The 9,320-nt window shown below is 65.5% G+C and carries 12 protein-coding genes; 11 read left to right on the forward strand and 1 reads right to left on the reverse strand.

Annotated features, from left to right (window positions below):
• From LKD37_RS15880 to htpG, 5 genes are all read left to right on the forward strand, one after another.
• A partial coding sequence (locus LKD37_RS15880) for an acyl-CoA dehydratase activase (protein ID WP_302930068.1) occupies positions 1–510 on the forward strand: 510 nt, incomplete at its 5' end.
• Between the two features lie 2 nt (positions 511–512).
• On the forward strand, positions 513–833 hold the full coding sequence (locus LKD37_RS15885) for a metal-sensing transcriptional repressor (protein ID WP_302930069.1): 321 nt from the start codon (positions 513–515) through the stop codon (positions 831–833).
• A 95-nt stretch (positions 834–928) separates the two neighbouring features.
• The gene (locus tag LKD37_RS15890; protein WP_302930070.1) at positions 929–1,090 is read left to right on the forward strand and encodes a hypothetical protein; all 162 of its coding nucleotides are present in this window, start codon (positions 929–931) and stop codon (positions 1,088–1,090) included.
• An 11-nt stretch (positions 1,091–1,101) separates the two neighbouring features.
• Positions 1,102–1,347 (forward strand): hypothetical protein, encoded by a 246-nt coding sequence (locus LKD37_RS15895; RefSeq protein WP_302930071.1) that lies wholly within the window; start codon positions 1,102–1,104, stop codon positions 1,345–1,347.
• A gap of 78 nt (positions 1,348–1,425) precedes the next feature.
• Entirely contained in the window at positions 1,426–3,306 is a 1,881-nt protein-coding gene (gene htpG / locus LKD37_RS15900) for a molecular chaperone HtpG (protein WP_302930072.1), read from the forward strand.
• A gap of 38 nt (positions 3,307–3,344) precedes the next feature.
• Here htpG and LKD37_RS15905 read toward each other — a convergent pair whose 3' ends face one another.
• Entirely contained in the window at positions 3,345–3,554 is a 210-nt protein-coding gene (locus LKD37_RS15905) for a hypothetical protein (RefSeq protein WP_302930073.1), read from the reverse strand.
• A 146-nt stretch (positions 3,555–3,700) separates the two neighbouring features.
• On the opposite strand from LKD37_RS15905, the gene LKD37_RS15910 reads away from it, so the two are divergent.
• From LKD37_RS15910 to aroQ, 6 genes are all read left to right on the forward strand, one after another.
• Positions 3,701–5,095 carry an MATE family efflux transporter gene (locus LKD37_RS15910; RefSeq protein ID WP_302930074.1) on the forward strand — a complete coding sequence of 465 codons (1,395 nt, stop codon included), beginning with the start codon at positions 3,701–3,703 and terminating at the stop codon, positions 5,093–5,095.
• A gap of 19 nt (positions 5,096–5,114) precedes the next feature.
• The gene (locus LKD37_RS15915; RefSeq protein ID WP_302930075.1) at positions 5,115–6,122 is read left to right on the forward strand and encodes a 3-dehydroquinate synthase; all 1,008 of its coding nucleotides are present in this window, start codon (positions 5,115–5,117) and stop codon (positions 6,120–6,122) included.
• Positions 6,122–7,243 carry a 3-phosphoshikimate 1-carboxyvinyltransferase gene (locus tag LKD37_RS15920; RefSeq protein WP_302930076.1) on the forward strand — a complete coding sequence of 374 codons (1,122 nt, stop codon included), beginning with the start codon at positions 6,122–6,124 and terminating at the stop codon, positions 7,241–7,243. The genes LKD37_RS15915 and LKD37_RS15920 overlap by 1 nt, the downstream gene beginning before the upstream one ends.
• Positions 7,244–8,449 carry a chorismate synthase gene (locus LKD37_RS15925; RefSeq protein ID WP_302930077.1) on the forward strand — a complete coding sequence of 402 codons (1,206 nt, stop codon included), beginning with the start codon at positions 7,244–7,246 and terminating at the stop codon, positions 8,447–8,449. It begins immediately after the preceding gene.
• Positions 8,446–8,943 (forward strand): shikimate kinase, encoded by a 498-nt coding sequence (locus LKD37_RS15930; RefSeq protein ID WP_302930078.1) that lies wholly within the window; start codon positions 8,446–8,448, stop codon positions 8,941–8,943. The genes LKD37_RS15925 and LKD37_RS15930 overlap by 4 nt, the downstream gene beginning before the upstream one ends.
• Positions 8,940–9,320: type II 3-dehydroquinate dehydratase (gene aroQ / locus LKD37_RS15935; protein ID WP_302930079.1), on the forward strand; the 381-nt coding region annotated here is incomplete at its 3' end. The genes LKD37_RS15930 and aroQ, both read left to right, overlap by 4 nt.

Genomic DNA, 9,320 nt, shown 5'->3' on the forward strand with positions numbered 1-9,320 from the left:
CCCAGCGTCAAGGCCATCATCGACATCGGCGGCCAGGACGTCAAGGGCATCTCCATCGACACCGACGGCACCGTGAAGAACTTCGCCATGAACGACAAGTGCGCCGCCGGTACCGGCCGCTTCTACGAGGCCATGGCCCGCAGCTTTGAGATGAGCCTGCCGGAGTTCTCCAACCTGTCCCTGACGGCCAGGAACGTGATCCCCATCACCGCCCAGTGCACGGTGTTCGCCGAGTCCGAGGTCATCACCCTGGTGGGTGAGGGCAAGCCCATGGACGAGATCGCCGCGGGCATCCAGATGGCCGTGGCCAAGCGCTGCTTCGTCATGGCCAAGAAGGCCGGTGCCACCGACGCCATCACCCTCACCGGCGGCTGCGCCAAGAACGCCGGTCTGAAGCAGGCCATCGAGCGGGTGCTGAAGCTGAAGGTCATCGACCTGAAGACCGATCCCCAGCTGATGGGTGCCCTGGGCGCCGCCGAATACGCCCGCCAGAAGGGCATGGCCCGCTGACCATGGACCAGCATACCCATCCCCACGACCATGACCACGACCACCCCCATCCGCATACCCACAGCCATACCCAGACCAAGGCCGTTCTGAATCGCCTGTCCCGGGCCCAGGGGCACCTGGAGTCTGTGCGCAAAATGGTGGAGCGGGGCGAGGACTGCGCCGAGGTGCTGGTGCAGCTGGCGGCGGTGATCTCCGCCCTGAACAGCACCGGCCGGGTCATCCTCAAGGACCACATTGCCCACTGCATTGTGGACGCTGTGGAGTCCGGCGACAACGAGGCCGTGGATTCCCTGAACCAGGCCATTGACCGATTTATGCGGTAAAATTTGTGAACATTTTTCCAAAACAATTGACATTTTTCAACATTGTGTCTATAATTTAGCATAGGATAGAGGATCAGAGGAGCCCCTGTCACCTGATGATGCAAGTGAAGTGCCGCCAGATCAAAAAGCAGCTGGAGGAGAAAGGTGCTCTGAACCCCGCCCAGCAGCTGACCTATGACATGGCTACCAAGGGGGCCAGCGCCGTCTGTCCCGATAATCTCCAGCCGGTCATCGACTGGTCCAATTCCGTGAAATAAGGAGCGAGCTTATGGAAAAGGTGAAAGAAATCCTGCTGGCCGGCGGCAAAGCCGCCCTGGACAGCGCCGTGGAGCTGGGCCGCAGCGTGGTGCAGCTGGCTGCCCGCCTGGGCGGTACCGCCGCCTCCTTCGTGGGCAAAAAGACCTGCGCCGTGGTGAAGGAACACCGTCAGCCCCTGCTGCTGGCTGCCGCCGTGGTATCCGGCGTTCTGGCCGTGGGCTCTGTGGTGCTGTGGCTGGTGTGCCGGAAAAAGTAGGTTTCCTATCGTATTTTATAACAGAGCGGGGGGACGCAGTGCGTCTCCCCGCTGCTGACAGAAAAGAGGAGTCAATTTATGGAAAAAAAGGCATTCAAGGCGGAGTCCCAGCGGCTGCTGGACCTGATGATCCACTCCATCTACACCCACAAGGAGATCTTCCTGCGGGAGATCATCTCCAACGCCTCCGACGCCATCGACAAGCTGTGCTATCTGTCCCTGACGGACGAAAACGTGGGCCTGAAGCGGGAGGATTTTGCCATCACCCTGTCCATCGACAAGGAGAACCGCACCCTTACCGTCAGCGATAACGGCATCGGCATGGACGCGGATGAGCTGGAGAACAACCTGGGCGTCATCGCCTCCAGCGGCACCTTCCAGTTCCGGCAGGAGCTGGACAAGGAGGCCGAGGCCGACGTCATCGGCCAGTTCGGCGTGGGCTTCTACTCCGCGTTTATGGTGGCGGACCACATCACCGTTATCTCCCGGAAATACGGCCAGGAGCAGGCCTATCGCTGGGAGTCCGACGGCCTGGAGGGCTACACCATCGAGCCCTGCACCCGTGACGCCGTGGGCACCGACATCATCATGCACATCAAGCCCGACGGCGAGGAGAAGGACGAATACAGCCAGTATCTCCGGGAGTATCCCCTGTATAAGCTGGTGAAGAAGTATTCCGATTATATCCGCTTCCCCATCAAGATGCTCATGCCCCACCCCCAGGTGAAGGAGGGCAGCCCCCAGGACAAGCCCGAGTATGAGGAGGTCTTTGCGTGGGAGACCCTCAACAGCATGGTGCCCCTGTGGCAGCGGAAGAAGGCCGACGTCACCCGGGAGGAGTATGACAAGTTCTATCAGGAGCGCTTCGGCGATCCCGCCGCCCCTCTCAGCGTCATCACCGTGTCCGCCGAGGGCGCCGTCACCTACAAGGCCCTGCTGTATATCCCCTCCCAGGCCCCCAGCCAGTATTACACCGAGGACTATAAGCCCGGCCTGCAGCTGTACGCCTCCGGCGTGATGATTATGGACAGCTGCGCCGACCTGCTGCCGGACTATTTCAACTTCGTCCGGGGCGTGGTGGAGTCCCCGGACCTGAGCCTGAACATCTCCCGGGAGCTGCTGCAGCATGACCGGCAGCTGAAGATCATCTCCGCCAACCTGGAAAAGAAGATCAAGGCTGAACTGGAGCGGATGCTGAAGGACGACCGGGAGAACTATGAGAAGTTCTACCGCAGCTTCGGCCGCCAGCTGAAGCTGTGCGCCCTGGACAACTACGGGGCCAAGAAGGAGCAGCTGCAGGACCTGCTGCTGTTCTACTCCTCCACCGAGAAGAAGCCCGTGACCCTGGCGGAGTATGTGTCCCGGATGCAGCCGGACCAGAAGTTCATCTATTTCGCCTCCGGCGACACCGTGGACGCCATCGACCATATGCCCCAGACGGAGCTGCTGAAGGACCACAACATGGAGATCCTGTACTTCACCGACAAGGCCGACGAGTTCCTGCCGGACATGCTGCAGAAGTACCAGGACAAGCCCTTCCGCTCCGCCATTGACGGGGATCTGGAGCTGGGCGATGAGCAGAAGCCCGACGAAACCGACAGCTATCAGGAGGGCTTCGCCTTCCTGAAGGAGGCACTGGGGGATAAGGTGGACCAGGTGAAGGCCTCCACCAAGCTCAAGACCCATCCGGTGTGCCTGTCCAGCGGCCAGGGCATCACCTTCGAGATGGAGAAGTATTTCACCGCCGTGCAGCCGGAGCTGGGCATGAAGGCCAAGCGCATTCTGGAGATCAACGTGGATCATCCCGCCTTCGCCGCCTTCGAGACCGCCCGGATCATCGACCCGGACAAGGCCAAAAAGTACGCGGAGATTCTCTATAACCAGGCCTGCCTCATCGCCGGCCTGCCCATCGAGAACCCCTCCGCCTACACGGACCTGGTCTGCTCCCTCTGGAAGTGACCATAAAAAATAAGCCCTCCTGCCGGAGGGCTCATTTTTTATGCCGAGATGGGAAACAGCAGCTTCAGCACGCCGAAGACCACCAGGGACGCGGCAGCGGCGATCAGAAAGATGAAGCAGGTCCTCCGGTCCCGCTGGGCCAGGGCCTGGTCCTCATGCTCGTTCTGCCACCGCACATAGAACCAGGCCGCGCACAGCAGACAGACAATCGGCGCAAACAGCAGGCCGATCATGGCAACGTATTCCATAGCAGTTCCTCCCTCGCTTTTTCTCCAGTATACCCTATCTGCGTTCCCCCGTCAATTGTGGGTTTTCCCCAGAGGGCCGGGTGGTTGATTTCCCCGGGAAATGGTGTTATCCTATTATAAAAAGAGAGAACTGAGGAACTGCACTTATGATATTCAGCCATCACCACGCCCGCGCCCGGCGGGACGTGGACATGACCCAGGGCAGCATCACCCGCCACCTGATCCAGTTCGCCCTGCCGCTGCTGGCCGGAAACGTGTTCCAGCAGCTTTACAACATGGTGGACACCTGGGTGGTGGGCAACTTTGTGTCCAACGAGGCCTTTTCCGCCGTGGGCACCGTGGGGCCCATCATCAATATGCTCATCGGCTTCTTTATGGGCCTGTCCAGCGGCGCGGGGGTGGTCATCAGCCAATACTACGGGGCCCACCGGCCCGAAAAGGTCCGGGATACCGTCCACACGGCCATGGTGCTGACCCTGGTGCTGTGCGCAGTGTTCACGGCCCTGGGCCTGGCTCTGATCCCGGCCATGCTGGACCTGATGAACACCCCGGCGGAGGTGCTGCCGGAATCTACAGCGTATCTGTCCATCTATTTCTCCGGCATCACGGGCCTGCTGATCTATAACATGGGCTCCGGCATTCTCCGGGCCGTGGGCGACTCCCGGCGGCCCTTCTATTTTCTGGTGGTGTCGGCGGTGCTGAATACCGGGCTGGACCTGCTGTTTGTGATCCGGTTCCACATGGGCGTGGCCGGTGTGGCCTGGGCCACCATCATCGCCCAGGCGGTGTCGGCGGTGCTGGTGCTGGCGGTGCTGATGCGGACGGTGCTGATGCGGACGGACAGCTGCGTCCGGGTGGAGCTGCGGCGGCTGCGAGTCCACTGGGACATGCTGAAAAAAATCGTCCGGGTGGGCATCCCGGCGGCTCTGCAAATGGCCGTTACCGCCTTTTCCAACGTGTTCGTCCAGTCCTATATCAACCATTTCGGCGCGGACTGCATGTCCGGCTGGACGGCGTATACCAAGATCGATCAGCTGATGTTCCTGCCCATGCAGTCCCTGGCCCTGTCCGCCACCACCTTTGTGGGGCAGAACCTGGGCGCAGGCGACACCCCCCGTGCCCAGCAGGGCGTCCGCCGGGCGCTGGGGATCTCCCTGGCGGTGACGGCGGTGCTGATGGTCCCGGTGCTGGTGCTTGCGCCCCAGCTGACGGCCTTCTTCAACCGCAAGGCCGAGGTGGTGGCCTACGGCACCCTGCTGCTGCGGTATATCTCCCCCTTCTATCTGCTGTGCTGCATCAACCAGATCTACTCCGGCGCACTCCGGGGCGCAGGCAACAGCCAGGTGCCCATGGTGATCATGCTGGGCTCCTTTGTGGTGTTCCGCCAGATCTATCTGTATATCGTGTCCCATTTCATCACCAATACCCTGCTGCCCCTGGCCATGGGCTATCCCGCCGGATGGCTGGTGTGCAGCGCCGCCACGCTGCTGTATTACCGCAGGGCCGCCCTGGGCCGGCAGCGCCTGGTGGAAGATAACTAAAGCCGGAGGAAGCCCGTCTATGCGTCAAATCAACGTATCCCTGGGACAGCGGTCCTATCCCATTCTCATCGGCCCGGGTCTGCTGGGCCGGGCCGATGAGCGGCTGAACGCCCTTCCGGTAAAGCGCTGGGCCGTGGTGGCCGACGAGACTGCGGCGTCCCTTTATGCCGGGAGCTTAGGGCTGCCGGTGTATGCTTTCCCCGCCGGGGAGGGCAGCAAGTGCCTGGCGGTGTATGAGTCCCTGTGCCGCCGGATGCTGGCTGACGGCTTCACCCGGGCGGACGGCATCGTGGCCCTGGGCGGCGGCGTTGCCGGCGACCTGGCGGGCTTTCTGGCCGGGACCATCCTGCGGGGCGTCCCTCTGGTCCAGATGCCCACCACGCTGCTGGCCCAGGTGGACAGCAGCGTGGGCGGCAAAACCGGCCTGGACCTGCCGGAGGGAAAAAACCTCATCGGCTGCTTTTACCAGCCCTCCCTGGTGCTGGCGGACACCGATTGCCTGGGTACGCTGCCCCGGCGGCAGCTGTCCTCCGGCATGGCGGAGGTCATCAAGTGCGGCGTCATCGGGGACGAGGAGATTCTCCGCCATCTGGAAACGGCGGCAAAGCCGGATCTTCCCTGGCTGGTGGAGCGCTGCTGCCGGTATAAGGCGGCGGTGGTGGCCCGGGACGAGCGGGACGGCGGCCCCCGCCGCCTGCTGAACTTCGGCCATACCTTCGGCCATGCCTACGAGGCCGCCGGAGGGTACGACGCCTATACCCACGGCGAGGCCGTGGCCGCCGGGATGATGCAGATGCTCCGCTGGCAGGTGTCCCACGGGCTGGGCGGACAGGCGCTGCTGGACAGACTCACCCCCCTGCTGGAGCGGTGGGAGCTTCCCGTCCGGCTGCCCTGGGATGGGGCGGCGGACTATCTGGCCCGGGACAAGAAGCGGGCCGGAGATCAGGTTACCATCGCCGTGGCTCAGCGGGCCGGGGCGGGCCGTCTGCTGACGGTACCCCTGGCGTCCCTGCTGGAGGTGGAGTGATGGACCTGCGCCTGTATCCCGCCCCTTTGCGGGGCGCGGTGACGCCGCCGCCCTCCAAAAGCCTGCTGCACCGGCAGCTGATCTGCCTGGCCCAGGCGGGGGAGTTCCCCTGCCCCCCGGACCCCGCCGACGACGTTCTGGCCACGGTCCGGGGCCTGTGGGCCCTGTATCACCAACCGGAGCCGGTCATCGACTGCGGGGCCAGCGGCAGCACCCTGCGGTTTCTTCTGCCCCTGGCCATGGCCCGGGGTCGGGTGGGGACCCGGTTCGCCGGCACCCGGCGGCTGCTGGCCCGGCCCCTGCCCGGGGACTGGGGCCTTGCGCCCACGGAAAACGGTCTGCGGGTCACCCGCCCCCTTTCCCCGGGCCGCATCCCGGTGGACGGAAGCCGGACCTCCCAGCTGATCTCCGGCCTGCTGATGGCCCTGCCGGGCCTGGCGGCGGACTCGGAGCTGGTTCTGACCGGCCCCCTGGCCTCCCGGCCGTATGTGGACCTGACCCTGGCGGTGCTGGAGCGGTGCGGCATTGTCATTGAGGAAAGCCCCGGCGGCTTTCTTATCCCCGGCGGGCAAAGGTTCCGTCCGGTTCCCATAGAGCCGGAGCCGGACTGGTCCGCCGCCGCCTTCTGGCTGGCAATCGCCGCCCTGGGCTGTCCCGTGGAGGTCACGGGGCTGCGCCGGGACTCCCTGCAGGGAGACCGGGCCGCCGGGGCGCTGTGCCGGTGTCTGCCGGGCACTGTGGACCTGACGGATATCCCGGACCTGCTGCCGCCGCTGGCGTTGGCGGCGGCGCTGCGGCCGGGAACGGAAACCCGCTTCACCGGAGCCGCCCGGCTGCGGGACAAGGAGAGTGACCGCCTGGCCTCGGTGTCGGCGGCGCTGACGGCCCTGGGGGGCCGCGTCCGGCAGGAGCCGGAGGGTCTCACCGTATGGGGCACGGACCGTCTCACCGGCGGCGAGGCCCACAGCTGCGGCGACCATCGCATTGCCATGCTGTGCGCCTGCGCCGCGCCCTTCTGCACCGGCCCGGTGCTGCTGCGCGACGCCGGGTGCACCGATAAATCCTACCCCGGCTTCTGGGCGGATTACCGCCGCCTGGGGGGACAAACGGAGGAAGTATAAATGCTGGATTACACCATTTTCGGCGAATCCCACGGTCCCGCCGTGGGGGTGCTGGTCACCGGCGCGGCCCCGGGCCTGCCGGTGGACCGGGAGATCATCGCCCGGGAGCTGGAGCGCCGGGCCCCCGGCGGCCCTCTGGCCACCGCCCGGCATGAGCCGGACCGGCTCCATATTCTCAGCGGCGTCTATCAGGGCTTCACCACCGGCGACCCCATCTGCCTGGTTCTGGAAAACCGGGACACCCGGTCCGGGGACTATGAGGCCCTGCGGAATAAGCCCCGGCCCGGCCACGCGGACTATGCCGCCTGGGTGCGCAGCGGGGGGCACAACGATCCCCGGGGCGGCGGGCCCTATTCCGGCCGGCTGACGGCCCCTCTGGTGGCGGCAGGCGCTATGGTGAAGGCCTGGCTGAAGGAGCAGGATATCCAGCTGACCGCCCGGGTGGTTGACGAGCCCGCCCTCCGGCAGCAGGCGGCAGAAGCCAAGGCCCACGGGGACTCCGTAGGCGGGGAGATCGCCTGCACCGTCACGGGGCTTCCGGCGGGGCTGGGCGGCCCCGGCTGGCGGGAGGCGGTGGAATCGGAGCTGGCCCGGCACCTGTTCGCCATCCCGGCGGTGAAGGCCCTGGGCTTCGGCGACGGCGCGGCCCTGGCCGCCCTGCGGGGCAGTCAGGCCAACGACGCCCTGCGCACCGACGGGACCCGGGTGTGGACCGTCACCAATCACAACGGCGGCATCAACGGCGGCGTCACCAACGGTATGCCCCTGACCTTTACCATCACCTTCAAGCCCACCCCCTCCATCGCCCTGCCCCAGGACACGGTGGACCTGTCCCGGATGGAAAATTGCACCGTGACGGTTCAAGGCCGTCACGACCCCTGCATCGCCCTTCGGGCGGCCCCCATTGTGGAGGCGGCTGCGGCCCTGGCCCTGTGGCGGGTGCTGGACCCCCGGGGCGGCGATCTGAAATCCCTGCGGCTGCAGCTGGACGACGTGGACCGGCAGCTGGTGGGGCTGCTGGTCCGGCGGCAGGAGCTGTCCCGGGACATCGGGGCCTATAAGGCGGCCCACGGTCTCCCGGTGCGGGACCCGGAGCGGGAGGCCCAGGTGCTGCGCAGCCGGGGCGACCTGGCCCCGGAGCACCGGGCGGAGGTGGAGCGCCTGTATGAGACGCTGATGGCCCTGAGCCGGGAGCAGCAGTCGTGAGGAACCTGATTTTTGTGGGCCTGCCCGGCAGCGGCAAGAGCACCGTGGGGCGGCTGTGCGCCAAGGCCTTGAACCTGCCCTTTGTGGACGCGGACAAGTTCCTGGAGCAGAGGGAGGGCCGTTCCGTCGCCGATATCTTCGCATCAAGCGGCGAGGGGTATTTCCGGGACCTGGAGTCCCGGGTTCTGGCGGAGCTGTGCCGCCGGGAGGGCATCGTCCTGGCCACCGGCGGCGGCGCGGTGCTGCGGCGGGAGAACCGGAGGCTGCTGCGGGACGGGGGCCTGGTCATCTTCCTGGACCGGTCCCCCTGGGCCATCCGCCGCACCCTGCGGCGGCAGGGCCGCCCCCTGCTGACGGATGATGACGCCATTTTCCGCCTGGCCCGGCAGCGGCGGGACCTGTACCGGGCCGCCGCCCACCATTCCGTCAACAAATCCACAGCCCGTCAGGCGGCGGAGGAAGCCGTCCGCCTGTGGAGAGAGGAGCAGACATGAACATTCTCATTCTCAACGGTCCCAATCTGAACCTGCTGGGCAAGCGGGAGCCGGGCATCTACGGCACCGGCAGCTACGACGACCTGTGCATGGAGATCACCGCCTACGCCGCCGCCCGGGACATCCGGGTGGACATCCGCCAGAGCAACCACGAGGGGGCGCTCATTGACGAAATACAGGCCGCCGACGGGGTGTATGACGGCATCGTCATCAACCCCGGGGCCTATACCCATTACAGCTACGCCATCTATGACGCCCTGCTGGCCGTCAGCGTCCCGGCGATAGAGGTCCACCTCAGCAACATCAACCGGCGGGAATCCTTCCGCCGTATCTCCGTCACCGCTCCGGCCTGCGTGGCCCAGATCGTGGGCCACGGC

This window comes from Brotocaccenecus cirricatena (assembly GCF_020687045.1).
Lineage (GTDB): Bacteria > Bacillota > Clostridia > Oscillospirales > Oscillospiraceae > Vescimonas > Vescimonas cirricatena.

Coding starts and splice junctions, on each gene's coding strand:
- LKD37_RS15895 (WP_302930071.1), top strand. CDS start 1,102: ATGGAAAAGGTGAAAGAAATCCTGCTGGCCGGCGGCAAAGCCGCCCTG.
- LKD37_RS15920 (WP_302930076.1), top strand. CDS start 6,122: ATGGACCTGCGCCTGTATCCCGCCCCTTTGCGGGGCGCGGTGACGCCG.
- LKD37_RS15905 (WP_302930073.1), bottom strand. CDS start 3,554: ATGGAATACGTTGCCATGATCGGCCTGCTGTTTGCGCCGATTGTCTGT.
- htpG (WP_302930072.1), top strand. CDS start 1,426: ATGGAAAAAAAGGCATTCAAGGCGGAGTCCCAGCGGCTGCTGGACCTG.
- LKD37_RS15925 (WP_302930077.1), top strand. CDS start 7,244: ATGCTGGATTACACCATTTTCGGCGAATCCCACGGTCCCGCCGTGGGG.
- LKD37_RS15910 (WP_302930074.1), top strand. CDS start 3,701: ATGATATTCAGCCATCACCACGCCCGCGCCCGGCGGGACGTGGACATG.
- LKD37_RS15890 (WP_302930070.1), top strand. CDS start 929: ATGATGCAAGTGAAGTGCCGCCAGATCAAAAAGCAGCTGGAGGAGAAA.
- LKD37_RS15915 (WP_302930075.1), top strand. CDS start 5,115: ATGCGTCAAATCAACGTATCCCTGGGACAGCGGTCCTATCCCATTCTC.
- LKD37_RS15885 (WP_302930069.1), top strand. CDS start 513: ATGGACCAGCATACCCATCCCCACGACCATGACCACGACCACCCCCAT.